Annotated in this window: 21 protein-coding genes and 4 pseudogenes; 6 read left to right on the forward strand and 19 right to left on the reverse strand. The window is 62.9% G+C overall.

The annotated features are described in order from the left end of the window. Together G3436_RS13220 and rluC are read right to left on the reverse strand one after the other, a co-directional pair. On the reverse strand, window positions 1-342 hold a 342-nt coding region (locus tag G3436_RS13220), incomplete at its 3' end, for an HAD hydrolase-like protein (protein WP_163945598.1). Beyond that, complete coding sequence (gene rluC, locus G3436_RS13225) at window positions 332-1,288, reverse strand: 23S rRNA pseudouridine(955/2504/2580) synthase RluC (RefSeq protein ID WP_163945602.1); 957 nt, start codon at window positions 1,286-1,288, stop codon at window positions 332-334. The genes rluC and G3436_RS13220, both read right to left, overlap by 11 nt. A 755-nt stretch (window positions 1,289-2,043) precedes the next feature. Here rluC and rne point away from each other — a divergent pair. Genes rne through G3436_RS27600 form a run of 3 tightly spaced genes read left to right on the forward strand, consistent with a single transcriptional unit; the run spans window position 2,044 to window position 5,218 of the window. Beyond that, a complete protein-coding gene (rne, locus tag G3436_RS13230; RefSeq protein ID WP_243667129.1) occupies window positions 2,044-4,269 on the forward strand; it encodes a ribonuclease E in 2,226 nt (741 codons plus the stop codon). Next, entirely contained in the window at window positions 4,266-4,640 is a 375-nt protein-coding gene (locus G3436_RS27595; protein WP_243667130.1) for a hypothetical protein, read from the forward strand. Before rne ends, G3436_RS27595 begins: the two co-directional genes overlap by 4 nt. Continuing rightward, the gene (locus G3436_RS27600; protein ID WP_243667131.1) at window positions 4,634-5,218 is read left to right on the forward strand and encodes a hypothetical protein; all 585 of its coding nucleotides are present in this window, start codon (window positions 4,634-4,636) and stop codon (window positions 5,216-5,218) included. Before G3436_RS27595 ends, G3436_RS27600 begins: the two co-directional genes overlap by 7 nt. A 72-nt stretch (window positions 5,219-5,290) precedes the next feature. On the opposite strand, the gene murB is transcribed toward G3436_RS27600, so the two are convergent. The 8 genes and pseudogenes from murB to G3436_RS13270 form a co-directional block, all read right to left on the reverse strand. Next, entirely contained in the window at window positions 5,291-6,310 is a 1,020-nt protein-coding gene (gene murB, locus G3436_RS13235; protein WP_163945605.1) for a UDP-N-acetylmuramate dehydrogenase, read from the reverse strand. Continuing rightward, the gene (locus G3436_RS13240) at window positions 6,307-6,771 is read right to left on the reverse strand and encodes a low molecular weight protein-tyrosine-phosphatase (protein ID WP_163945608.1); all 465 of its coding nucleotides are present in this window, start codon (window positions 6,769-6,771) and stop codon (window positions 6,307-6,309) included. The genes murB and G3436_RS13240 overlap by 4 nt, the downstream gene beginning before the upstream one ends. Beyond that, window positions 6,771-7,535 carry a 3-deoxy-manno-octulosonate cytidylyltransferase gene (kdsB, locus tag G3436_RS13245; RefSeq protein ID WP_163945611.1) on the reverse strand — a complete coding sequence of 255 codons (765 nt, stop codon included), beginning with the start codon at window positions 7,533-7,535 and terminating at the stop codon, window positions 6,771-6,773. Before kdsB ends, G3436_RS13240 begins: the two co-directional genes overlap by 1 nt. Then, a complete protein-coding gene (locus G3436_RS13250) occupies window positions 7,532-7,717 on the reverse strand; it encodes a Trm112 family protein (protein WP_049861532.1) in 186 nt (61 codons plus the stop codon). Before G3436_RS13250 ends, kdsB begins: the two co-directional genes overlap by 4 nt. Before the next feature lie 38 nt (window positions 7,718-7,755). Continuing rightward, window positions 7,756-8,765 (reverse strand): annotated as a pseudogene (lpxK, locus tag G3436_RS13255) (tetraacyldisaccharide 4'-kinase). Then, complete coding sequence (locus G3436_RS13260) at window positions 8,765-9,196, reverse strand: biopolymer transporter ExbD (protein ID WP_163945614.1); 432 nt, start codon at window positions 9,194-9,196, stop codon at window positions 8,765-8,767. The pseudogene lpxK and the gene G3436_RS13260 overlap by 1 nt, the downstream one beginning before the upstream one ends. Continuing rightward, a pseudogene (locus G3436_RS13265) lies at window positions 9,193-9,827 on the reverse strand (MotA/TolQ/ExbB proton channel family protein). Before G3436_RS13265 ends, G3436_RS13260 begins: the two are co-directional and overlap by 4 nt. Window positions 9,828-9,889: 62 nt before the next feature. Next, window positions 9,890-12,112 (reverse strand): annotated as a pseudogene (locus G3436_RS13270) (DNA internalization-related competence protein ComEC/Rec2). A 141-nt stretch (window positions 12,113-12,253) separates the two neighbouring features. Between G3436_RS13270 and G3436_RS13275 the strand changes: the two are divergent. Beyond that, window positions 12,254-12,793: a DUF2062 domain-containing protein gene (locus G3436_RS13275; protein ID WP_163945617.1), complete on the forward strand. Its 540-nt coding sequence runs from the start codon at window positions 12,254-12,256 to the stop codon at window positions 12,791-12,793. Here the strand turns inward: G3436_RS13275 and G3436_RS13280 are convergent. The 3 genes and pseudogenes from G3436_RS13280 to G3436_RS13290 all read right to left on the reverse strand — a co-directional run bounded on the left by G3436_RS13280 (window position 12,761) and on the right by G3436_RS13290 (window position 15,229). Further along, a pseudogene (locus G3436_RS13280) lies at window positions 12,761-13,539 on the reverse strand (ABC transporter permease). The gene G3436_RS13275 and the pseudogene G3436_RS13280 sit on opposite strands and share 33 nt — an antisense overlap. Beyond that, a complete protein-coding gene (locus tag G3436_RS13285; protein ID WP_163945620.1) occupies window positions 13,536-14,468 on the reverse strand; it encodes an ABC transporter ATP-binding protein in 933 nt (310 codons plus the stop codon). Before G3436_RS13285 ends, G3436_RS13280 begins: the two are co-directional and overlap by 4 nt. A 137-nt stretch (window positions 14,469-14,605) precedes the next feature. Further along, on the reverse strand, window positions 14,606-15,229 hold the full coding sequence (locus G3436_RS13290; protein WP_163945624.1) for a glutathione S-transferase family protein: 624 nt from the start codon (window positions 15,227-15,229) through the stop codon (window positions 14,606-14,608). A 190-nt stretch (window positions 15,230-15,419) separates the two neighbouring features. Between G3436_RS13290 and G3436_RS13295 the strand changes: the two genes are divergently transcribed. Then, window positions 15,420-17,867 (forward strand): acyl-CoA dehydrogenase, encoded by a 2,448-nt coding sequence (locus tag G3436_RS13295; protein ID WP_163945628.1) that lies wholly within the window; start codon window positions 15,420-15,422, stop codon window positions 17,865-17,867. 77 nt (window positions 17,868-17,944) lie between these two features. Continuing rightward, window positions 17,945-18,358, forward strand: a complete 414-nt coding sequence (locus tag G3436_RS13300) for a PA2817 family protein (RefSeq protein WP_163945631.1) — start codon at window positions 17,945-17,947, stop codon at window positions 18,356-18,358. Between the two features lie 46 nt (window positions 18,359-18,404). On the opposite strand, the gene G3436_RS13305 is transcribed toward G3436_RS13300, so the two are convergent. The 6 genes from G3436_RS13305 to G3436_RS13330 form a co-directional block, all read right to left on the reverse strand. Beyond that, window positions 18,405-18,740: a hypothetical protein gene (locus G3436_RS13305; RefSeq protein WP_163945633.1), complete on the reverse strand. Its 336-nt coding sequence runs from the start codon at window positions 18,738-18,740 to the stop codon at window positions 18,405-18,407. A gap of 46 nt (window positions 18,741-18,786) precedes the next feature. Beyond that, on the reverse strand, window positions 18,787-20,031 hold the full coding sequence (locus G3436_RS13310) for a UDP-glycosyltransferase (RefSeq protein WP_163945635.1): 1,245 nt from the start codon (window positions 20,029-20,031) through the stop codon (window positions 18,787-18,789). A gap of 136 nt (window positions 20,032-20,167) precedes the next feature. Continuing rightward, on the reverse strand, window positions 20,168-21,922 hold the full coding sequence (gene asnB / locus G3436_RS13315; RefSeq protein ID WP_163945636.1) for an asparagine synthase (glutamine-hydrolyzing): 1,755 nt from the start codon (window positions 21,920-21,922) through the stop codon (window positions 20,168-20,170). Window position 21,923: 1 nt separating this feature from the next. Then, the gene (locus G3436_RS13320) at window positions 21,924-22,478 is read right to left on the reverse strand and encodes a sugar transferase (RefSeq protein WP_338001250.1); all 555 of its coding nucleotides are present in this window, start codon (window positions 22,476-22,478) and stop codon (window positions 21,924-21,926) included. 1 nt (window position 22,479) lies between these two features. After that, on the reverse strand, window positions 22,480-24,003 hold the full coding sequence (locus G3436_RS13325) for a lipid II flippase MurJ (protein WP_163945638.1): 1,524 nt from the start codon (window positions 24,001-24,003) through the stop codon (window positions 22,480-22,482). Next, window positions 24,000-24,851, reverse strand: coding sequence for an aldolase/citrate lyase/malate synthase family protein (locus G3436_RS13330; RefSeq protein ID WP_163945641.1), 852 nt, complete (start codon window positions 24,849-24,851; stop codon window positions 24,000-24,002). The genes G3436_RS13325 and G3436_RS13330 overlap by 4 nt, the downstream gene beginning before the upstream one ends. Window positions 24,852-25,168: the final 317 nt, after the last annotated feature.

Raw genomic sequence — 25,168 nt, forward strand, 5'->3', positions numbered from 1 at the left:
GGCCTTGCCGGTGGCCACAGCCAGGTGATAACCCTCGGCCTTGAAACCCTGGAGCGCTTCAAGCACACCGGGGTACAGCGGTGATGGCTGGCGGTCGAGTGCCATATAGATGTCGGCGTAGTGCTGACGGAACGCGACAACCTCGCCTTCATCCAGGTGCGGGTAGAGGGTACTGATCGCCTCCGGCAATGCCAGGCCGATGATGCCCTTGACCGCCTCATCCGAACACAGCGGATATCCCGCACGCTCGGCCGAACAATGCATCGCCTCGACAATACGCCCGATCGAGTCGGCAAGCGTGCCGTCCCAATCAAAAATCAGCAGGTCGTAATCACGGCGCACTCAGACGCTCCACGGTTTTGGCCCACATCTCGTCCACCGGCGCCTCGACCTTGAGCTCGCCGCCATCCGGCAGCGGTACGGTCAGCGCATAGGCGTGCAGGAAAAGACGCTTGCCGCCCAGTTCGCGGATCTCGCGGGTGAAGTCTTCATCGCCGTATTTGCTGTCGCCGGCAATGCAATGGCCCGCATGCAGGGCATGCACACGGATCTGATGGGTACGCCCGGTGATCGGGCGCGCTTCGACCATGGTCGCGAAATCACCGAAACGCCGCAGCACGCGGAACAGGGTCAAGGCTTCCTTGCCCTCTTCGTTGATCTCGACCATGCGCTCACCCGAACGCAGGTTGCTCTTGAGCAGTGGTGCATTGACCTGCTTCTTGGCGGTCGCCCAGTGGCCACGCACCAGCGCCATGTAGCGCTTGTCGACGCCATCACCGCGTAGCGCGGCGTGCAGGTGGCGCAGCATGCTGCGCTTCTTGGCAATCATCAGCAGCCCGGAGGTGTCGCGATCAAGGCGATGCACCAGCTCCAGTTCCTTGGTATCGGGGCGCAACTGACGAAAGGCTTCGATCACGCCGTAATTGAGCCCACTGCCACCGTGCACGGCAATACCGGCTGGCTTGTTGAGCACGATCAGCGCCTTGTCTTCGTACACGATCGCTGCTTCGAGGCGCTGAAGCAGGCCCTGTGCCAACGGCACCGGCTCGTCGCGCTCGGGCAGACGAACGGGCGGTACACGCACGATATCGCCGGCCTGCAGTTTGTACTCAGGCTTGATCCGCCCCTTGTTCACACGCACTTCGCCTTTGCGCAAAATGCGATAAATCAAGGTCTTGGGAACGCCCTTGAGTGCGGTGATCAGAAAGTTGTCGATGCGCTGGCCGGCAAGTTCCGGCGCGACCTCGATCAGCTGTACGCCGGAGGTCGGAGGGGTAGTAGTCGTCATTTGCGAATCATAACAATTTTTTATGGATTTGAAGCACTTAATGATTGCTGCTATAGTCGCGAACGCCGCCAAAAGCGGCTGGCCAGCGGACCAATGGCTTTGAGCCGGCCCTGACCTACGCAATTCTCGAGGACGCGAGGCCGTCCGACGGGGCGTTCGCCAGTTTACAGAAGTGCCTGGAATCGCTACCAGCACCGATGAGAGAAGACCGATAAAAAACAACAAGAGCGGTGTTTGGCCCTCCTGCACGTTTTTTCTCGATGCCCACTCCTTCAGTGCAATCGCTTTCACGCAGTCATGGCGGATACTTCGGAAATACCAGCCTTAGCCATAGAAAGCGCGGGCTCCCGTATGGAGCTGGCGATAACTGCAACCCGTTGCGGATTCAGCGCGCGGCAGCACCCGAATTATCAGGGATACGTGTAGGGTGGAGATGCACAACCGTCGGACCGTGTAGTACTGCGTCCAGCCCGCAGGCCCTCTGGCCCGCGAACCGGACCCGGTCTTGATCAAGATACCCAGTGGGTGTCCACGGCCGAAGGCTGATTCCTCCTCCTGACTGAGTGCATTTGACACCACAGCTAGCAGGACGCGTCGTCGCGACTTCGGCAGCACTGGGTGACCAGTCCGACCGCAAGCCGCTGGACACGGGATGGCCCGCCACCCCTGACGCACCCTGACACCGACCGTGAGAAGTCGTGTGTGCCGAACGCCGTTTCCGGCAGCCCGGAAACCGACGGTACTACATGAAAAGAATGCTGATTAACGCAACTCAACCCGAAGAGTTGCGTGTTGCTCTGGTAGACGGCCAGCGCCTCTACGACCTGGACATCGAGTCCGGCGCACGCGAGCAGAAAAAAGCCAACATCTACAAAGGCAAGATCACCCGCATCGAGCCCAGCCTTGAAGCCGCCTTCGTCGACTTCGGCTCCGAGCGTCACGGCTTCCTGCCCCTCAAGGAAATCTCCCGCGAATACTTCAAGAAGTCGCCCGAAGGCCGGGTGAACATCAAGGAAGTGCTCAGCGAAGGCCAGGAAGTCATCGTCCAGGTCGAGAAAGAAGAGCGCGGCAACAAGGGCGCAGCCCTGACCACCTTCATCAGCCTGGCCGGTCGTTACCTGGTGCTGATGCCGAACAACCCGCGTGCCGGCGGCATCTCCCGCCGCATCGAAGGCGAAGAGCGCAACGAGCTGCGTGAAGCGCTCAATGGCCTGGTCGCGCCTGCCGACATGGGCCTGATCGTGCGCACTGCCGGCCTGGGCCGCAGCAGCGAAGAGATGCAATGGGACCTGGACTACCTGCTGCAGCTGTGGACCGCCATCAAGGAAGCCTCGCTTGACCGCGCCGCACCGTTCCTGATCTACCAGGAAAGCAACGTCATCATCCGCGCCATCCGCGACTACCTGCGCCAGGACATCGGCGAAGTGCTGATCGACAGCATCGACGCCCAGGAAGAAGCCCTGACCTTCATCCGCCAGGTGATGCCGCAGTACGCCAGCAAGATCAAGCTGTACGAAGACAGCGTGCCGCTGTTCAACCGCTTCCAGATCGAAAGCCAGATCGAAACCGCCTTCCAGCGCGTGGTCGACCTGCCGTCCGGCGGCTCGATCGTGATCGACCCGACCGAAGCACTGGTGTCCATCGACATCAACTCGGCGCGCGCCACCAAAGGCAGCGACATCGAAGAAACCGCCCTGCAGACCAACCTGGAAGCGGCTGAGGAAATCGCCCGCCAACTGCGCCTGCGTGACATCGGCGGCCTGATCGTCATCGACTTCATCGACATGACTCCAGCCAAGAACCAGCGCGCCGTCGAAGAAAAGGTGCGCGAGTGCCTCGAAGCCGACCGTGCACGCGTTCAGGTCGGGCGCATTTCGCGCTTCGGCCTGCTGGAAATGTCGCGTCAGCGCCTGCGCCCTTCGCTGGGTGAAAGCAGTGGCATCGTCTGCCCGCGCTGCAGCGGCACCGGCATCATCCGTGACGTCGAATCGCTGTCGCTGGCGATCCTGCGCCTGATCGAGGAAGAAGCCCTGAAGGACCGCACTGCCGAAGTGCGCGCCCAGGTGCCGATCCCGGTTGCCGCGTTCCTGCTCAACGAGAAACGCAACTCGATCACCAAGATCGAACTGCGCACCCGGGCACGTATCGTCATCCTGCCGAACGACCACCTGGAAACCCCGCATTTCGAAGTCCAGCGCCTGCGCGATGACAGCCCGGAAGCGCTGAACAGCCAGTCCAGCTACGAAATCGCTGCGACCGAAACCGAAGAAGTGCAACCCGCCGCCGCCACCCGCACCCTGGTTCGCCAGGAAGCTGCGGTCAAGACCGCTCCGGCCCGCGCCAACGCCCCCGTTCCTGCCCCGGAAGCGCCAGTCGCACCGACTGCACCGGTACACAGCATGCCTGAGCCAAGCCTGTTCAAGGGCCTGGTGAAGTCGCTGGTGAGCCTGTTCGCCGGCAAGGACGAACCGGCTGCTGCCGCCCCGGTAGTGACCGAGAAGCCTGCCACCGAGCGCCCGCAGCGCAACGAAGAACGCCGTAACGGTCGCCAGCAGAGCCGCAACCGCAACGGCCGTCGCGATGAAGACCGCAAGCCGCGCGAAGAGCGTGCCGAGCGCGCCCCGCGTGAAGAGCGCCAGCCACGCGAAGCCCGCGAAGAGACCTCCGCCCGCGAAGAACGTGCACCTCGCGCACCGCGCGAGGAGCGTCAACCGCGCGCACCGCGTGAAGATCGTCGCCCACGCGAAGATCGCGCAGAGCGCCCGGTACGTGAACTGCGTGAGCCGCTCGATGCTGCCACCCCGCCGTGCGTGAAGAACGCCCGGAGCGCGCACCGCGTGAAGAACGTCAGCCTCGCGAAGAACGCGCCCCACGTGAAGAACGTGCACCGCGCGAAGAGCGTGCGCCACGTGAAGAGCGCGCACCGCGCCCGCCACGTGAGGAGCGTCAGCCACGCCCGGCCGAAGCGGTCGAGGAAGTGACAGAAGAGCAACTGCCGAACGAAGAACTGCTGCAGGATGACAACCAGGAAGGCGCCGAAGGCGAACGTCCTCGTCGTCGCTCGCGCGGTCAGCGTCGTCGCAGCAACCGTCGCGAGCGTCAGCGTGATGCCAACGGCAACGTGGTAGAAGGCAGCGAAGACGGCGCCGAAGAAGGCACCGAACAAGCATCCGAGCAAGCCACCGAAGCCCGCAGCGAGAACACCGCTCAGCCATCGGTCGCCGAACTGGCTGCCGGCCTGGCCGTCACCGCCGCCGTTGCCACCAGCAACATCAGCGCTGATGCCGAGCACAGGCCAACGTTCAGGCCGAGCGCGCTACTGCCTCGGTTGACGACACGCCAGCAGTGGTAGCCGAAACGCCATTCGAGGCGGGTACTGTCGAGCCTGTGGCTGTTGAAGCCAGCGTCGAGCCAGTTGAAGCCGTGCAACAGCCTGCTGTCGAAACTGCCGTCGAAGAGGCTGTCGCAGCCCCTGCAGTCGAGCAACCTTTCGAGGCGCCCGTGCAAGCCGCCGAGCCGAGCCTTGAGCCTGAAGTCGAAGTGGTTCCGCAACCTGTCGAAGCCGCGGTGCAAGCGCCTGTTGAAGCCCCGGTTGAACCGCCTGTCGAAGCGCCTGTCGCCCAGGCACCGGCTCAAGCCGAGGTTGAAGCACCGGTCGCTGCCGAGCCTGTGATTGCCCTGCCGAGCGAGCCTGAAGCGCCGGTTGCGGTGGAGGCCGAGCCAGTCGTGGTCGCAGAGCCTGCACCGGTTGCCGAGGCTGAAGCACCGGCTGGCGAACCTGCAGAGGTTGAAGCACCGGTCGTCACCCTGGCCAACGGTCGCGCGCCCAACGACCCACGTGAAGTGCGTCGTCGCAAGCGCGAAGCTGAAGCGGCTGCCGCTGCAGCACGCGCCGAGCAAACCGAAGAAGAGCATAAACCGCTCGTCTGACGGCCATTAAAAAGCCCCGCCAGTGCAAACTGGCGGGGCTTTTTATTGCCTGTAGATCTTGTATTGGGCGGGTCAGTACAGATTAGGCTCCATCTCGAGCTCGACGCCGAAGCGCGCCAGCACATCGGCCTGGATCCGCTGTGCCAGTGCATACAGCTGACCACCACTGGCCTGTCCATAATTCACCAGCACCAGCGACTGCAGGCGGTGCACTCCAGCATCCCCTTCCCGAAAGCCCTTCCAGCCGGCCTGCTCGATCAACCACCCCGCCGCCAGCTTCACCTGGCCATCAGCCTGTGGATAACCCACCACGCCGGGGTGCGCATCACGCACCTGCGCAGCCAACTGCGCACTCACTACCGGGTTCTTGAAGAAGCTCCCGGCATTGCCCAGCTCGGCCGGGTCAGGCAGCTTCTCGCGACGGATACTGCAGATGGCATCACTGACGTTCTGCGCTGTCGGCTGCTCGATGCCCTGTTCGCTCAGGCGCTGACGCACCGGGCCGTAATCCAGGTGCAACTGCTGTGCACGACTGAGCGCAAAGCGCACACGCAGAATCAACCAGCGCCCCGGATTGCGCTTGAACAGGCTGTCCCGGTACGCAAAATCACACTGTTCAAGATCGAACGCATGCAACTGCCCGGTCTGGCGGTCCAGTGCGGTCAGGCCGGCGAACACGTCCTTGATCTCCACGCCGTAGGCGCCGATGTTCTGCATCGGCGCAGCCCCTACCGTGCCCGGAATCAGGCTGAGATTCTCGAGCCCAGCCAGGCCGTGGGCAAGCGTCCACTGCACGAACGGATGCCAGGGCTCACCCGCCTCGGCCTCGACCACCACGCGCTGGCCGTCATCTGACAGCACGCGCACGCCCGCACTGGCCATGCGCAGCACCAGCGCAGGAACATCAGCGGTCAGCAGCAGGTTGCTGCCCCCACCGATCACCAGCACCGGCAGCTGTCGCTCGGCCGCATGAGCCAGCAACTGACGTACCTCGTCGTCGTTGTGGGCCTGGGCAAAGTACTGCGCCTTCACCTCGATACCGAACGTGTTGTAGGGCTTGAGCGATACCTGCGACTGCACCTGCACGCTCATACCCGCCCCTTCAGCTCGACCACCAGACCACGGCATGCAGATTCGACAAGGTCCAGCACGCGATCGAAACCCGCTTCGCCGCCGTAGTACGGGTCGGGAACCTCATCCACTTCAGCGTCGAAGCGGCGCAGAAACAGGTCCAGCTCAGCCTTGCCGTTGGACGGCTGCAGGGCCTTGAGGTGCTCCAGGTTGCTGTTGTCCATGGCCAGGATCAGGTCGTAGCGGCCAAAGTCCTGTGGGCTCACCTGCTGCGCACGCTGCGCCGACAGGTCATAACCACGCTGCAACGCGGCACGCTGGGTACGGCTGTCGGGCGGCTTGCCCACATGCCAGTCACCCGTGCCCGCCGAGGCCACTTCAACCTGATCAGCCAGGCCCGCCAGGTGCAACTGATGGCGCAACACGCCCTCGGCCGTCGGCGAACGGCAGATATTGCCCAGGCACACGAACAGAACGCGCATCAGGCCTCCAGCAAGCGCCGTACGCGCTCCAGGTCTTCAGGGGTGTCTACGCCTACCGGCGGCGCCTGCAGCGCGTCGGCCACATGAATGCGCACGCCATTCCACAGCGCACGCAACTGCTCCAGCGCTTCGGTCTGCTCAAGCCAGCAAGGGCCCCAGCCGACGAAGTCCTGCAGGAAGCCGGCGCGGTACGCATACATGCCGATGTGCCGACGGTACGGCACACCGGCGGGCAACTGCTCGCGCCCGCGCGCGAACGCATCACGCGCCCACGGCAGCGGTGCCCGACTGAAAGTCAGGGCCAGGCCATTGCAATCGGCGGTCACCTTGACCGCATTGGGATTGAACAGCACGTCGACATCTTCGATCGGCTCGGCCAAGGTGGCAATCCCGGCTTCAGGGTGCGCTGCCAGGTTGGCGGCCACCTGGTCGATGATCACAGGCGGAATCAACGGTTCGTCGCCCTGCACATTGACCACGATGGCGTCATGCGCCAGCCCCAGCTGGGTGGCGACTTCGGCCAGGCGGTCAGTGCCCGACTCGTGGTCTTCACGGGTCAGCAACACCTCGGCACCAAACGCCTGGCAGGCGCTGACAATGCCTGGGTCATCGGTGGCGATCACAACCCGTGTGGCGCTGCTTTTGCGCGCCTGTTCCCACACGTGCTGCACCATCGGCTTGCCGGCGATCTCCAGCAGCGGCTTGCCGGGCAGGCGGGTAGAACGCAGGCGTGCGGGAATCACGACGGTGAAATCCAGGCTCATTTGTCCAGACGCTCGTCGTCAGTCAAGGTGCGCGCTTCGGTTTCCAGCATGACCGGGATGCCATCACGGATCGGGTAAGCCAGGCCGGCCCCCTTGCTGATCAGCTCGGTCTTGTCGGCGCTGAGCTTGAGCGGGCCTTTGGTGATCGGGCAAGCAAGGATGTCGAGCAATTTGGTGTCCATGAAAATGCCTCAGGCCTGTGGCCGGAAAAAGAAAAATGTCAGGGCCGGCACTGCCCCGGCAGCAAACGCGCCAGTTGCGCGTCGAGCCAGGCGGCAAAGGCCGGCGAAGGTACTGCATCGACCGCAAGATACCACCAGTCGTCAGCGGCGAAAGCACGGCATTTCACCGCATCCTTTTCAGTCATGATCAGCGGCAGCTGCGGGCTGAAGCTCAAGGCCTGGGCGCTGTATACCGCATGGTCGGCAAACGCGTGCGGCAGCGGCTGCCAGCCCAGCCCCTGCAAGGTATTGAAGAACCGTTGCGGGTTGCCGATCCCGGCCACCGCGTGCAGCGCCTGCCCCTGCGCAAAGTGGTCGAGGCCACGGCGCTCACCACTGCGCAGGTTGACCAGCGCCGTGGGCGCCAGTGTAAAGGCAAAGCCGTCGTCACGGTCGGCCGCGCGCCGTTGAACAGCACCGCATCCACCTCGTTCAAGCGCTCGACCGGCTCACGCAATGGGCCGGCCGGCAGGCAACGACGATTGCCCAGGCCACGGGCGGCATCGATCAGCACCAGCTCCAGGTCACGCGCCAGGCGGTAGTGCTGCATGCCGTCGTCGCACAGGATCAGGTCCAACGGCTCGGCGTCGAGCAGGGCACGCACCGCCTGCCCGCGGTCAGGGTCGATCATCAGCGCCACGCCGGTGCGCTGCACGATCAGCAAGGGTTCGTCGCCTGCCTGCTCGGCCGATTGATCGGCGCGCACACGCCAGGGCAACTGTGGCGGCGTGGCGCCATAGCCACGGCTGACCACCCCTACACGCAGGCCTCGTTGGCGGCAGTGCTCGATCAGAAACAGAATCAGCGGGGTCTTGCCGGTACCGCCCACCGTGATGTTGCCTACCACCAGCACCGGGACCGGTGCGCGGTAGATCTTGCCCTGCCCGGCCAGGAAGCGCTCGCGCTTGCCCCGCACGACCCGGCGGTAAAGGGCTTCGAGCGGACGCAGCAGCAGCAATGCCGGATGGCCGGCATACCAGGCCTGCAGCAAGCGATCGGCAAACGCCATCAGGGTGCCTCCGGCGCGGCCTCGACCGTGGTCATGCGCAACTGGCTGAAACCGAGTTTGCCCGCCGCGTCCATGGCCGTGACCACCGCCTGGTGCGGGGTCTTGCCGTCGGCACTGATTGACAACGGCATCTTGGTGTCACCCTGGGACTCTTTCTGCATGGCCTCGGTCAACGTGCCCAGGTCGCTCTTGGGCAACAGGTGGTTGTTGACCGAGTAGACGCCTTCGGCACTGATGGTGACTTCCAACTGCTTGAGTTCGCTGTCCGGCGCCGGCGCACCACTAACGGCCTCGGGCAGTTCGACGCGCAACTGGGTCTCGCGGGTGAAGGTGGTGGTCACCACGAAAAACAGCAGCAGAATGAACACCACGTCGATCAGCGATGCCAGGTTGATGTCCACGGTCTCGCGTGGCTTGCGCCGGAATTTCACGCTTTGGCCTCGCTCAGGTCGACGTCGCGGTCGCCCTGCACAACCTCCACCAGCTTGATCGCTTCCTGCTCCATGCCGACCACCAGTTCATCGATGCGCCGTTGCAGGAAACGATGGAAGAACACCGCCGGGATACCCACCATCAAACCCGCCGCGGTGGTGATCAGTGCCTTGGAAATACCGCCGGCCAACACCGAAGCGTTGGTGGTCATGCCAGACCCCGTGAAGGCACTGAAAATGTCGATCATGCCCAGCACCGTCCCCAGCAGGCCGAGCAACGGTGCCATTGCCGCGATGGTGCCCAGTGCGTTGATGTAACGTTCCAGTTCATGGATGACACGCGCGGCGGCCTCTTCGATGCATTCCTTCATGATCTCGCGACCATGTCGGGAGTTGGCCAGGCCCGCAGCCAGGATCTCGCCCAGGGGTGAATCGGCACGCAGGCCTTGAGCTTTTCGCTGTTGAGCTGCTTGTCCTTGATCCAGCGCCATACCTGCCCGAGCAGGTGCGGCGGGGTTACGCGGCTGGCGCGCAGGGTCCACAGGCGCTCGGCGACGATAGCCATGGCAGCGATGGAACTCAGAATGATCGGCAGCATCATCCAACCACCGGACTTGACCAATTCCCACACAGTAAGGACCCCCTCGAAAAAGTCCGCCACTTTACCATAGGGGGCCACAACGCCGAACAACGTCATGTCGGTTCACGCCAGAAGCGCCGCTGACTGCGCTGCCCGAGCGCTTCGCCGAAACGCCCCAGCAGCAGCCGCACGGCCCCCTGCACGGCACTGTCATGCACGCGGATACCCAGCGCCTGATAGCGTGCCACCACTTGCGGGTGCGGGTGACCAAAGGCGTTGTGCGCCCCCGCGAAATCAGCACCCCACGCGGCTGGGTATGCTCCACAAAGGCCTGGCTGGAGGAGGTTCGGCTGCCATGGTGCGGGGCCTGCAACCAGTCCACCCGGCCCGCCATGGGCCCACGCAACCAGGCACGCTCGGCACGCGCATCGATATCGCCGGTCAGCAGCAAGGTCTCGCCACCCGCCTCCACGCGCAGCACGCAGGAGCGCTGGTTGCTGTCCCCCGCATCGCGCCACTGCCACAGGCTGAAGTGCACGCCATCCCACTGCCAGCGCTCGCCGCTGGTGCACGCTTGCGCTCGCAACGACCTCGGCGCGTCGGCGGCTTCGCCTGCGACCACCCGCGCGACCGGCAAGCCTCGCTGCACGGCCAGCGCACCACCGGCATGGTCCGCATGCGCGTGGCTGAGCAGCATCAGGTCCAGGCCGCGCACGCCCAGCGCGTGCAAGGTGGGTACCACCACCCGCTCGCCGAGGTCGCTGCCGCCCATGGCAGGCCCGGCGTCGTAGAGCATCGCGTGCTGGCGCGTGCGCAAGAGAAAGGCCTGGCCCTGGCCCACGTCCAGTTGCCAGACCTCCAGTTGGCCGGCAGGCAGCTCGGCGCGTGGCGCATGCACCGCCATCAGCAACAAGGGCCAGCCCAGCAGGCGCATCGGCAGGCCGCTTGGCAGCAAGACCAGTACGGCGCCGATGCATACCAGCAGCCACGCCCATACCGGCAACGCCGCAGGTATCCAGGCCGCCTGCCACTGCGCAAGCAGCGCCAGCAGCCAGAACAATCCTGCCAGTGCCGCACCCGCCAGCCACAGCAGCCCCGCGCCCAGCAGCGGCACCGGCAACAGCAGCGTACCGGTCAACGCCAGGGGCAGCACGGCCAGGCTCACCCAGGGTACCGCCAGTAGATTGGCCAGCGGCCCCGAAAGACTTACCGGCAGCCCCAGCACCAGCAACACCGGCAGCAAACCGATGGCGATCAACCCTTGCGCCCGCCCCCATGCTCGCCAGGGACTCCAGGCACCCAGCCGGCCACTGAAAATGAACGTCAGCACTGCCACTGCCGTGAACGACAACCAGAAACCGGGCTGCAAGCTGGCCAGTGGCTCGACCAGCAACACCCCGTTGAGTGCCAGCAGCAGCGGCACGCCCACGCCAAGATGCCGAAAGCGCAGGCGCCACAACAGCACCACCGCCAACATGATGCACGCGCGTCGCACCGGCACCTGGAACCCCGCCAGCAGGCCATAGGACAAGGCCGCCGCGAAGGCCAGGCCACACGCCCATGGCAGCCAGGGCAAGGCCCGCGGCCACAGCCCCCAGCGGGCCAGCCCGGCCACCAGCGCATACACCAGGCCGGCCAACAGCCCGATATGCTGACCGGAGATCACCAGCAAGTGCACCGTACCGGTCGCCTGCAGGATCTGCCAGTCGTGGCGCGCCAGCGCGGCGCCATCCCCCAGCACCAGCGCGGCCAGGGCATTTTCACGCCCGCGGGCGTCCACCGCGAGCAGGCGCTGGCGTACGCTGTCGCGCCAGGCATACGCAGCCGGTGCCAAGCGCTCGCCCGCCTTCACGCTGCCGGTGGCACCGATGCGCCGAGCCAGCAAGGCGGCTTCCTGATCGGGGCCATGCGGGTTGAGCAGGCCGGCCGGACGCTGCAGCTGCACGGCCAGGCGCCAGCGCTCGCCACTGCGTACCGCCGGCCCGCCAAACCAGCTCAGGCTGATACGGCGTGGCAACGTCGCACGGCGTGAAGCGGCATCGGCCAACTCGAACCGCACCGCACGCTCACCCTGCTGCCGCCAGGCCACCCACCCGCCCTCCAACCACGAGGGTCACGCCCTCCAGGTGCGGGCTGAGGCGATCATCCAGCGCCCACTGTGCCGACACGCATGCCCAGGCGAACCCCAGCAGGAACAGGCCGGGCACAGTGCAGCGGCGCAGCAGACAAAGTGCACCCACGCTGGCAATGGCAGCCAACAGGCCGACCGACGGCAAAACCGGTAATACCCTCAGGCACAGCAATCCGAGGGCAAGCGCCAACATCCCTGTGCGCATGCGTTGCAGCTCCCGAGCAATCTTCCCCCTCAGGCTTAGATCAATCAGGCTGGCAACTCGCTTATTAATTGTCACAAAGTCTGAATTGGCGCTGTTTAGAATCCGTGCATACTGGCCACCTTCAGAGCGCCGAGACCCCACATGCCGCGTCGACTTTTCAAACGCTACATCCCCGATCCGACGAGCATTCGGGAACACAAATCCTTACGCTTTCTCGGCCGGCTGCTGCACGACCCCAATCTCTGGCACCTGAACCGCCATTCGGTGGCGCGGGCGATGGCTGTCGGGCTGTTCGCCGCGTTCATCCCCATCCCCATGCAGATGCTGCTGGCCGCCAGCCTGGCGATCCTGGTGCGCGGCAACATGCCGATCGCCGTCAGCCTGGTGTGGCTGACCAACCCGTTCACCATGCCACCGGTGTTCTATTGCACCTACCAGATGGGCGCATGGCTGATGCAGATACCGCCGCGCACGCTGCCCGAAGAACTGACCTTCGAGTGGATCACCGACCAGTTGTCAACGCTGTGGCAGCCGTTCCTGCTGGGCTCGGTGGTGTGCGGGGTGCTGCTGGGGGCGCTGGCCTACTGCCTGACCATGCTCTATTGGCGCTGGTGGGTAGGCAGGCAGTGGCGCAGACGCAAGCACAAGTCAGCTGCGCATTCCTCGCCCACTGACCAGTAGGCGGATGCAGCCCAGATAGAGTACCGCCGTGGCCACCAGCATGAAGGTGATGGCAACGCCGATGCGGATATCCGACACCCCGAGGATGCCGTAGCGGAACGAGTTGACCATGTGCAGCACCGGGTTGGCCATTGACACGGTCTGCCAGAACGGCGGCAACAACGTGATCGAATAGAACACGCCGCCCAGGTAGGTCAGCGGGGTCAGCACGAAAGTCGGGATGATCGAAATATCATCGAAGTTGCGTGCAAATACCGCATTGATAAAGCCCAGCAGTGAAAAGATCGTGGCCGTCAGCAGCACCACGAGCACCGTCACGCCCAGGTGATGCACCTGCAAGTGGGTGAAGAACAGCGACAGCAAGGTCACGATCACGCCCACCGCCAGCCCGCGCAGCACGCCGCCCAGGGTGTAGCCGATGAGGATGGTGTGCGGCGACACCGGCGATACCATCAGCTCTTCGATCGAGCGCTGGAACTTGCTGCCGAAGAAGCTCGATACCACATTGCCGTAGGAGTTGGTGATCACCGACATCATGATCAGCCCCGGCACGATGTACTCCATGTAGGTGAAACCGCCCATGTCGCCGATCTGGCGGCCGATGAGGTTCCCGAAGATCACGAAGTACAGCACCATGGTGATGGCCGGGGGCAGCAGGGTCTGCGGCCAGATCCGGGTAAAACGACGTACTTCGCGGTAGACGATGGTGTTGAGGGCGACCAGATTGCGCGCAGCTCCGAACTCATACCGCCACCTTCGCCAGGTTTTTTTCCACCAGGGACACGAACAGCTCCTCGAGACGATTGGTCTTGTTGCGCAGGCTCTGCACCTCGATGTTCTGCAAGGCCAGTTGGCCAAACAGCGCGGTGATGCCTACCTCCTTGTCTACCTGCACTTCCAGGGTATGCGGGGTGATCAGCCGGCACGGATAGCCGCTCAGTTGCGGCGCTTGCGCCAGGTCATGCTTGAGGTCCAGCAGGAACGTCTCGACGTGCAGCGTACCGAGCAGCTTGCGCATGCTGGTGTTCTCGACAATGGTGCCGTGGTCGATGATGCCGATGTGACGACACAGTTGCTCGGCTTCTTCCAGGTAGTGGGTGGTCAGAATGATGGTGATGCCTTTCTGGTTGAGCTCGGTCAGAAAGCTCCACATCGAACGACGCAGCTCGATATCGACACCGGCAGTCGGCTCATCGAGGATCAGCAGGCGCGGCTCGTGGATCAGCGCACGGGCAATCATCAGCCGGCGCTTCATGCCGCCCGACAGCGACCGCGACGGCACATCGCGCTTGTCCCACAGGCCCAGCTGGGTCAGGTATTGTTCGGCGCGCTCCTTGGCCACCTTCATCGGGATACCGTAGTAACCGGCCTGGGTCACCACGATGTCGAAGGTTTTCTCGAACTGGTTGAAATTGAATTCCTGGGGCACCACGCCGATGCTGCGCTTGAGCGCGGCCGGCTCGCGGTCCAGGTCGTGGCCGAAGATATTCACCGTGCCACTGGTCTTGTTCACCAGGGTCGAAAGAATGCCGATGGTGGTGGATTTGCCGGCGCCGTTGGGGCCGAGCAAGGCGAAGAAATCACCTTCGGCGACGTCCAGGTCGATGCCCTTGAGGGCCTGGAAGCCATTGCCGTAGGTCTTGGTTAGCTGCCGAATGGACAGAGCAGAACTCATAGCGGGTCTACGCACCAGTTGGAAGGTTCACGAATCAGGCGGTCAATCACGGTCGACCGCGGCGAATGTGGCCATGGTGCTTGCCCAGGCCACGCAAGTACAGTGAAGTGTATCGATAGTAACTATCAGCTACGACGTTAGGTCAGCGCGGTCATGACCGCGGCCTGATACGCAGGGCGCTGGCGCAGACGCTCGTACCAGGCGCGCAGATGGCGCATCTCGGGGCGCTCGATCGGCATTTCGAACCAGGCGTAGACGAAACAGCCCAGCGGAATGTCGCCCATGCCGGCGTCCTCCCCCGACAGGTAGGGCTGGGCAGCCAACGCCTGGTCAGCGATCGACAGCAGCTCGGCGCACTGTTTGTGCGCGGCGTTGATCTGCACCCAGTCCTGCTGCTCGGCGGGCGTGCGCAACACCCCCCAGAACAGCGGGCGAAACGGCACGGCCAGCGACGAGGTAGTCCAGTCCATCCACTTGTCGGCCTGGGCCCGCGCCACTGGGTCAGCCGGATACCACGGGGTATCTGCGCCATAGCGCGCGCCCAGGTAGCGCACGATGCTGTTGGACTCCCACAGCACCAGTGCGCCGTCTTCGATCATCGGCACCCGGCCGTTGGGATTCAATGCGCGATACTGCGGCTGGTCAACCAGGCCAAACTCGCCACCGGCATCGATGGACTGGTAGTCCAGGCCCAGTTCCTGGGCACACCACAACACTTTCCGCACATTGGACGAGTTCTTGCGTCCCCAGATCTTCAGCATGACGACTCCTGATGAGTGCAGTGGATGGCCAGTCTACCCCAACCGTACGCATGAACGATCACTGTGCGCCCGGCTCGATTGCAACGAACTTCCGGGCGTCATGTCCTGTCACTGTTCAGATGGGTTGTTTGGCACAAGCGGTCTAAGCTCTGTCGGATGGCTATTTCTGGAGTTTCACGGAGGAAAGCATATGTTGCTGTTGTGGTTAGTGGTCCTCGTCATCGGCATCGCCTACCTGGCGCACCGGCGCGTGGCGGCCCTGCCGGCCATGGGCATCGTCGCCGCCTACCTGTTGGCAATGGGGCTGTTCAGCCATGCGCCGGGGTGGCTGCTGACGGTATTGTGGCTGCTGCTGGCGGCCACGGCGGCGCCCCTGCTGCTGCCCGACCTGCGCCGCAGCTGGCTGACGGCGCCCCTGTTCGGCTGGTTCCAGCGCACCCTGCCGCCCATGTCACAGACCGAGCGCGAGGCCATCGATGCCGGCACGGTGTGGTGGGATGGCCAACTGTTCAGTGGCCGCCCCGACTGGAACACGCTGCTGGCCTACCCCAAGGTCCAGCTGACAGACGAAGAGCAGGCGTTTCTCGATGGCCCCACCGAGGCGCTGTGCGCCATGGTCAGCGACTGGCAGATCGGCCAGGACATGGACCTTCCGCCCGAGGCCTGGGCGCACATCAAGCAGCATGGCTTCTTCGCCCTGATCATCCCCAAGGCGTATGGCGGCAAGGGTTTTTCAGCCTATGCCCACTCGCAGGTCGCCATGAAGCTGGCCACCCGCAGCGGCGACCTGGCGTCCACCGTGATGGTGCCCAACTCCCTCGGCCCGGCCGAGCTGCTGCTGCACTACGGCACCGATGAACAACGCAATCACTACCTGCCGCGCCTGGCGCGTGGCGACGACATCCCCTGCTTCGCACTGACCGGCCCGCTGGCGGGCTCCGACGCAGGCGCCATGCCGGACACCGGCATCATCTGCAAGGGCCAGTGGCAAGGGGAAGAGGTGCTTGGCCTGCGCCTGAACTGGGAGAAGCGCTACATCACTCTCGGGCCGGTGGCCACCCTGCTCGGCCTGGCTTTCAAGGCGTACGACCCCGACCACCTGCTGGGTGAAGAGGAAGCATTGGGTATCAGCCTGGCGCTGATCCCCACCGACACCCCCGGCGTCGAGATCGGCCAGCGCCACCTGCCACTGGGCGCCGCCTTCATGAACGGCCCCAACAGCGGCAAGGACGTGTTCATCCCGCTGGACTTCCTCATCGGCGGCCAGGCCATGCTCGGCAAGGGCTGGATGATGCTGATGAACTGCCTGTCGGTGGGCCGTTCGATCTCGCTGCCTGCCGTCGGCACTGGCGCCGCCAAGTACACCAGCCTGGTGACGGGCCAGTACGCGCACATCCGCGAACAGTTCAATGTGCCCCTGGCCGCCTTCGAGGGTATCCAGGAATCGCTCGCACGCATCGGCGGCAACGCCTGGCTGATGGACAGCGCACGCCAGCTCACTGCCAACGCCGTCGACCTGGGGGAAAAACCTTCGGTGCTGTCCGCCATTCTCAAGTACCACCTCACCGAGCGCGGGCGCGAATGCATCCAGCACGCCATGGACGTGCACGGCGGCAAGGGCATCATCATGGGCCCCAACAACTACCTGGGGCGCAGTTGGCAGGGCGCGCCGATCTTCATCACCGTGGAAGGCGCCAACATCCTCTCGCGCAACCTGATGATCTTTGGCCAGGGGGCGATCCGCTGCCATCCCTTCGTGCTCAAGGAAATGGCCCTGGCCGGCCGCGAGGATCACGACCAGGCGCTCAAGGAGTTCGACGCGCTGCTGCTTCGGCACGTCGGCTTTGCCGTGGGCAATGCGGCCAGCACCCTGGTGCTGGGCCTGGGCCTGGGGCACTTCGAGAAAGCGCCGGGCGATGCCCTGAGCCAGGGTTACTTCCGCGCCCTCAATCGCCAGGCAGCGGCCTTCGCCTTGCTCGCAGACCTGTGCATGATGCTGCTGGGCGGCGAACTGAAGCGCCGCGAGCGCCTGTCGGCGCGCCTGGGCGATGTGCTGAGCAACCTGTACCTTGGCTCGGCGGCACTCAAGCGCTACCACGACCAGAACTCGCCCGATTACCTGCAACCACTGCTGCGCTGGGCAATGGAAGAGAGCCTGGGGCAAGCCGAGAAGGCGTTGGACCGCCTGCTCGAGAACTTCCCGAACCGCTTCCTGGGCGCCGCATTGCGCGTGCTGGTCTTCCCCTTCGGGCGCCGCCATACCGGCCCCTCCGACGCGCTGGATGCCGAGGTCGCCGGCCTGCTGGGGCGTGCCAAAGGAGACCCCGCACTGGAAGAACTGCTTGCCGGCTGCTATCGCCCGACTGATGCCAATGACCCGGTCGGTGCGCTGCAACAGGCCAGCGACCTGCTTGTCGCCTGCGCACCGCTGCACAAGAAGCTTCATCAGGCGCACAAGGGCGGGCAACTGGCCCCCGCGCCGGGCCAGTCACTGATTGATGCGGCGCTCCAGGCCAATGTACTGCAGCCAGGCGAAGCGCAAAGCCTGCACGAGGCCGAAGCTGCACGGCGTCAGGTAATCGATGTGGATGCCTTCAGCAAGGAAGAGCTGCTGCCAGCGGAGGGCAAGGTGCGCTGAACGTCGATCAGCCGGGACATCAGGCGCAGGGAGCCGTATACTCGCGCGCCTGTTTTTTGCTCTAGAGGATCGCCAGCATGGCTACCGCCACCGCTCAACTGGAATACCATCTCGCCCTGCTCACCCACCTGCGCACGATCCTGGCCGCGCTGGGTGAGGCCGAGCAGGTGCCGGAAGAAAGCCACGCGCTGTTCCTGGAGCGCTTCGACGACCTGATGCAGCAACTGCCCGTCGACCCGGAAAGCAAGTACCTGGGCCAGGACCTGATCTGCCAGGTCATCCAGCGCTACCCACAGATCGCCCACCTGATCCCTCGCGACCTGCTGTGGTTCTTCGGTGGTGACTGCCTGCATTACATGCCCGACGAGGAACTGGACCTGTACCAGGAACTGGAGGAGCGTCGTTTTGAAGCAGAAGAGAACGATGAGCCCTTCGACTGGAACCACGAAAAGCAATTGCTGAGCATGTCGGGTGACGACAGCAAGCACTGACACCTTGCCCAAGGGGCCCATTACGGGCCCTTGTTGCACATGAGGTCTAGAAGTAAAGATACATCCCGGTTCCATGTTCAAGCGCAATGTCGACCTGCGACCGGAGCCTGAACAGTGCATCGACCGATGAATGCTCCACCATGCAGGCGTGCACCAGCCCCCTGAGCAGCTCAAGCCGCCCCCTACCCAGCACGGCTTCGTCCTCGTAGCTATCGATATTTACCCCAAGTACGCTATTGGCCTGGCTGAAAATACCTGTGTGCCAGAGTGCCGCGAACTCATCGTCATCCAATTGAATTTCTGAAAGGTCACCGGCCACACAAGCATCGATATTCAGGCGATGCATGGCAGCCTGGCTCAACGGCACAGAAATGACGTACATATCGATCTCAACGCTGCACCCTGATGTTGGAAAGGCGCCAATGCGTCTACCCCTGCCGAAGCACGCCGTCTGCCTCCAGCAATGCGTCGATCACTGCAACCAGCTTCTCGGTAGGGCTGAGCTGCTCACTGCGCTCGGGCAACTCGTCAGGACGCACAACTGCCTGAAGATCGATCGAGGACAACGCCTGGCCAAGCAGCTCGGCAGAGGCCACCTCTGTCGCAATGCCCATCTGACCATAGGGTGCATCCGGGGTGAACATGGACCCTTTGACCGAAAGCACGGCACGCCCCGCCAAACAGGCTTCAAGCCCCACGGTGGAGGTCGCAACGACGACAACATCCACCGCATGCAACAACGTCGCCAGATCCTCACTGGAGGGGCTCAACTCAACACGCCCCTGGCCTGCCTGGAATTCGACACGCTCACTGGGGTGGTAACGCACCACCAGCCGGTACTGCTCATGAGCCGAGACAAACTCGCGCAGGCTTGCCTCGATTCGACGCGGAAAGGTCGGATCGCCTGCAAGTGCCGTAAACGGATGGCGCTCGGGCTCCACCTGCGAAGCCCAGAGCACCACCGTCTCGGCCGTACCCCAGCCCTTGGCAGCGCGCAAGGCGCGGCCGGCTTCACGTACCTCCGGCTGCTGCAAGCGCTCGAATGCCGGATTGCCGGTGACCACCACGCTATCAGCACGACAACCTTGCGCGACGAACATATCCCTCACCTGTTCGTTCAACACGCAGATTCGGCTTGCATAGCCAGGTGTCCTTATCCACTGGATCTCCTGCATTGCAAAAAGATCCACTGCGCAGATCGATGCAATACCCAGCTCACCGGCAGCCTGCAGAGCGGCCTGCTCACTGCGCGGCGAGTTGGTCGCCATGACCAGCGAGGGACGCAGCTCTGCGAACCAGCGCTTGAACATCGCGACGGGGCAGAATGCCTGCCGTCCCTTCTCGGCGAACAGCCGTGCCGCGTCTTCAGGGCCGTGCTCTTCGACCAGCTCCCGGTAATTGAGCCCCATGTAGGCAATCGACTCTTCCAGCGGCACCGCTCCCCCAGGGGCCAGCTCGCGGGTCAGTTGCCGACCCCACTCGGCAACCTCGGTTCTGCCGGCCTCCGGCAAATGCCTGTAGCCGATGCACGGTATGCCAACACGCTCCAGGTACGCACCGGCCGTGGTCAACGCAAGAAACACGACAGCGTGGCCACGCTGCAGCAGGCTGCGTGCTACGGGGGCCAACATGGCGACATGTCCGCCGCCATAAGCAACCAGCACCACCGGCATACGCGCGGCTGGCGATGGGATGCACGCTAAAGGCTCATTACCAGTCATCCAGCAATACTCACGTTGCCTGTTCCCTCATCCTGTTTCGGGGCGTCGGCCGACGCGCAGAAAAACGTTCACGTGCATGGGAAAACCACTAGCAGTGTTTTTGCCAGTGGCTCAAGGCAATCAGGGCACGCAGCTCACGCGTTCGGTTTTCTTCACCTGAAATGTGGGCGTCATTCATACGCGCCATCGCGTCCTGATCGAACACCTCGGCCGGCATGTTCTGACGACAGTAATCCGCCTTGGTCGTCTTGAACCACTCGCCTACCGGAACCGTAAACATCTGTTTTTTCCGATACGCCAGGTTGTCGCCGATCAAAGGCGCCACCGCCTTCTTGTAGAGGTACTTGGTGACACCGTCCTTGAGCTTCAGCGAGCCAGGCATGCGGAACGCAAACTCCATCATGCGATAGTCCAGAAACGGTGTACGTGCCTCCAACGATACGGCCATGCCCATGCGATCTGGCTTGACCAGGTTGTTGCCAGACAACAACAGCTGCATGTCCAGGTACAAGGCCTGGTTGATACGATCCTGATGAGCAACCGCCTTGAAGTAAGGGGCGGCCACGTCAAACGAGTCCAACCGGTCCAGACGGCGCGCACGTTCAGGCGTATAGAGCGCCTGCTTGCCCTGATGCGTGAACAGCGAAATGCTGTCGAAATACTTGCGCTGGAACTCTTCGTCGCTCCACGTTGCCACTTCAGGCCTGGCAAAGAAGTCGCGGTGCTTGTCATAGCCCGCAAACAGCTCATCACCGCCATCACCGGTCAGAACGACCTTGACGTGCGCGGCAGCCAAGGCCGAAACCCGATACGTCGGCAGGAACGATACATCGCCGTGGGGCTGGTCGCAGTGGTAGGTAGCCATCGGCCACAAGTCCAGCATGTCAGGCTCAACGCGCTCCATCACATGCTGTGCGCCGAAACGCTGGGCGGCTTCCTCGGCATAGGCCGACTCGTCGTAGCGCGGATCGTCGAAACCGATGCAGAAGGTCTTTACCGGCTCGTTCATGTGCCGAGCCATCAGGCCCACGATAGTGCTTGAATCCACCCCGCCAGAGAGGAATGCCCCGAACGGCACGTCGCAACGCAGACGCAGACGCACGGCATCATCGAGAATGGTGTTGAACTCTTCGATCCATTCCTCTTCACTACGCCCGTGAACCGGCTCAATGGCCGCCAGGTCCCACCAGCAGGATACCTGCGCACCTTCGCGCGTGACCTTCATCAGGTGCCCCGGCATGAGGTGACGCACACCCTGATACAAGGTGAAGGGTGCAGGTACATAGTTGAATGTCAGGTAGTGATGAAGTGCCTCCTCATCCATCGGTGGATGAGGGATGCCGGCCTTGAGAATGGACTTTATTTCCGACGCAAACGTCAGTTGGCTACCATCATCGTGCACGTACAGAGGCTTGACGCCGATTCTGTCACGTACAAGGTACATGGCCTGCTCTCGCGCATCGTAGATCGAGATGGCAAACATGCCGTTGAGCTTGCTGACGAACGATATGCCGTCACGCTCGTAAAGCCGCAACAGCACCTCGGTATCTGAGTGTGTGCGACAGGCATGGGCAGTACCTGCGAGTTCCTGCGCCAACTCCAGGTGATTGAATATTTCACCATTCTGCACAACGACGACGTTGCCATCATCTGAAACAAAAGGTTGATGGCCGCCCGCCAGATCAATGATTGAAAGACGCTGATTGCCCAAAGCCAACCCCGGCGCACTGAACACACCCTGGTCATCTGGCCCGCGATGGCGGATCGTCTCCCCCATGGCGCGTACGGTATCCAAGGCCAACGACTGACCCTGACGATGAAAATATCCAAAAATACCGCACATTTCAGTTGCCGCCTTTTCCGAAAACCTGTTTGAACGTCATCGCGATAATTTCGAGATCCTTCATCAACGACGCTTGCTGGGCATACTGCAGGTCCAGTTGCTTTCGCTGCTGCTCGGTCGCAGCCGAACGAAGTGTTGCCTGCGCGAGCCCCGTGATACCTGGACGAACACTATGTCGAATACGCCATTCCTGCTCGGTATACAGCGTTCGCTGCGCGGGTACGTCCGGGCGCGGCCCGACCACGCTCATATGGCCGAGCAACACATTGAACAGTTGCGGCAACTCATCCAGGCTGGTGCGCCGGATGAACCGACCTACACGGGTGATGCGCGGATCACCTTCGGCAGTGGAGTACCCCCCCAGGCTTTCGGCATTGAGCACCATGCTGCGGAACTTATAAATGAAGAACTCGCGCCCTGCGCGCCCTACTCGACGCTGCTTGAACAACACAGGCCCGAAGTCGGAAAAATAGATGAGCGCAGCGACTCCAATCAACACAGGAGACAGCACTACGATCGCTCCGGCGGCGCAGAGCATGTCGAACAGTCTTTTCACGTTATTCCTCACGCCGGTTAACAGAGCGCAACACCAATAGACCCGCAGCCACAGCGCCAGCAAATACCACGCCGGCAAGCAGCACACGCCAGAAATCAACAGGGCCGGGCAGAAACGCTGCCAGCGGCTTGAGCACAAAGGTGTCGCCCGCCTTTCCCACCACTACGACACTGCCTATCACCAGCAGGTACAGCAAAACCGTGGACAGCTGTGCGCGGCCCAACCGCAAGCGCTTGCCTGCGACTGCACTCATGAGGCTGACTGCCAGAATGAGATGAAACAGCGGCAGTGCCCACATGAGCACGGTGGGTTCGCCCATCAGCAGGCCAGGAAGGCACAGCAGAGGAAACGCCAGCATGACCAGCACCGTGCGGCGCAGCACGACCCCCGGCAGCCTGCGGGCGTTAAGCGCCGCGGACGCGAGGCTGGCGATGCCAACCCACGGCACACTGAGCAAGGCGATCTGGGTCAACGCGGTAATGTGTGCCTGCCCTTCGCTGCTGCCCCCCCCGGAACCAAAAAGAATGGCCACTACGGCATCGACAAACGGCCAGCCGCACAGCACGACCACGATCGAAAGCATCAGCGAGCGCTGCAAGCCCAACCTCAGAAGCCCCTCGAATGCTGTCGCATCGTTCTGCTGATGCGCCTGACTGAGTCGTGGAAATGCAACCGTTGCGAGCGTGGTGATCAAAATGCCGAGCGGCAGTTCAACCAGCTTGATTGCATAGTTGAAGGCTGCCAACTCCCCCTTGCCCAACCAGGACGCACCAGCCCGCAAGGCGACCGGCACCAGTATAAGCAAAGAGGCGGAGGCCAGCCCGGCCACGAACCCCTGAAGCAATCGGCGATCAAGCAGCCAGCCCTGGTGCGGTTGCGTTTGCGGCGGCGTGCTCGCACGCAGGGCCCCCCACTGGCTGAACCAACGCAGCAAAGCGCCCGACAATATGCCCAGGCACAACCAGGCAAGGTAGCCCTGCGCCCCGATCATCGCCACCAGCAGTGCAGCGATGACACACAGGTTGAAAACAAGCGTGCCGCACCCGGCCACGAAAAAGCGCTCACGCGCATTGAGCGCGGCAGTACTTACCCCTGATAGTGCCGCAAAGGGAATGGCTGCAGCGATGGCATACAGCATCCAGCCGTCCAACCATCGCGCAGCGCCCTCAAGCCCCGGCGCGAACAACCACAGCCAAATCGAGGGCAGCAGCGCAAAACACAGGCCAAACACCGCAAAGATTGAACCCAATGTCAGCGATGCCTGCCGGAAAAGGGCTGCGGCCTGGGCAGGGCTTGCCGCACGCATCGCGGGCACCAGCGCGACGCCAATTCCCCCCGAAAGCAGAAGATTGACCAACAGGTCGGGCACTGTCAGCAGTACGATCGCGATATCTGCCTGTTCGGACAATCCCAGCGATGATGCCAGCAACACCTCGCGCCCGAAGCCCGCCAAACGTCCGGCCATCAAGGCCACACTCAGCAACAAGCCAGCACCGAGCAAGCTACGCCGCCCCTGTGTGGTCATTCAGTCACTCGCCCTTCGCCCTTTTCCCTGCGCACACGCAGGGATTTCACGATGGCCTGCACGCTCGCACGCACCTCACTGTGAGCCGCCTGCAGGAGCACCGGCGCAGCATGTAGGTAATGCTCATACACCTGGCTCAATTTGCGCACTTCACCCGGAAAATCCATCTGCGCCTGGATCTGCTCCGGCGAGGACGAGCCGCCATGGAAGGTTCTGGAAAGAATCGCGGCAGTGGAGCCGAGCCGAGCGTGCTCGGCCATCAACAGCTCGGCGGGCAACATGCCCTCACCCACGCGCGCGATACCGCCAATGCCGAAGGGGACGCCCGCTTCGCGCAAAATCGCAGCCAGCTCATCCACCGTGCCATTGACCAAGAGCTCGAACATGAAATCCAAGCCCTGCTCCAGGTGAAAATCGTTCAAGCCGATATGAACTTCATCCACGCCAGGGACTTGCACGCACTCGAGTAGCGAGTTTGCGGCACCGACCGTCTCGACCAGCAGGCTGCAGCGCGCACGCCCGCCCACACCCTGGGTGAATATTCGAACTTCATCCGCATTGCGGAACATGGGCAACATCAGGATATCGGCCCCAGCTTCGATGGCCTTGTCGATTTCGGCCTGGGTGCCCTCATGAATCGGATTGATGCGCACCAGCAACCGCCCTGGTGGCACCGCGGACCTGACGTGACGAACGTCATCAAGCGTGTGCCTGCTGATCACCGTGCTCAGGTGCCCCTGACGGGCTTCCTTACCTAGAATTTCCGTATCCACGAAAATACGGTCGACACCGTTCTGGATAGCAAAACGTGCCATCTCTGGAGAGTTGGTAATCATGAGAAGCTTCATCAACGCTTCCTTGTGCGCTTACTATTAAAAGGCCCAGCCTGATCTATCGAAAAATACTGGCCATGGATTTCCATGCGATCACTGGATCCATTAACTGTTGTGTGAATCAACACCTGCATGATGAGCAACACACACCTGAAAGATTGTCACCGTGATCGGCTTAACCTGCCCTGAGGGATTAGCGGGTTGAACCAGGAACAGGTAGAGATCGACGACGAAGGGGCGCATTCTAACGCAAACGGCAGCCCCCAGCAGCCCCACACGCCCGCGATAGACGGATACTAGTTATCTGAATTTTTCGGGACAAAAAAAAACGC

Origin of the sequence: Pseudomonas brassicae, from assembly GCF_010671725.1 — a bacterium.
Taxonomy (GTDB): domain Bacteria; phylum Pseudomonadota; class Gammaproteobacteria; order Pseudomonadales; family Pseudomonadaceae; genus Aquipseudomonas; species Aquipseudomonas brassicae.